The sequence below is a fragment of the Streptococcus oralis genome, from assembly GCF_001075875.1.
Taxonomy (GTDB): domain Bacteria; phylum Bacillota; class Bacilli; order Lactobacillales; family Streptococcaceae; genus Streptococcus; species Streptococcus oralis_I.
Genome location: NZ_JUOS01000205.1, coordinates 1 through 371, shown reverse-complemented (window position 1 = coordinate 371; position 371 = coordinate 1). Strand labels below are relative to the sequence as shown.

Below are 371 nucleotides of genomic sequence, written 5' to 3'. Positions count from 1 at the left end.
TACGACACAACAAGCACAAAACGTTTGCCAGACTGCTTGGATGTTTGGTCTGCAAAACGTATCAAAGAACAAGGTGCAGATGCTGTTAAGTTCTTGCTTTACTATGACGTAGATAGCTCTGACGAACTTAACCAACAAAAACAAGCCTATATCGAACGTATTGGTTCTGAGTGTGTGGCAGAAGATATTCCATTCTTCCTTGAAATTCTTGCTTACGATGAAAAGATTGCTGACGCAGGTTCTGCAGAATACGCTAAAGTAAAACCACACAAGGTTATCGGTGCTATGAAAGTCTTCTCAGATCCACGTTTCAACATCGATGTCTTGAAAGTAGAAGTTCCAGTTAACGTGAAATACGTTGAAGGCTTTGG

The 371-nt window shown here is 40.7% G+C and carries 1 pseudogene; it reads left to right on the top strand.

The features are described from left to right. Window positions 1-371: pseudogene (locus tag ADM33_RS10395) on the top strand (tagatose-bisphosphate aldolase); the annotation flags it as partial.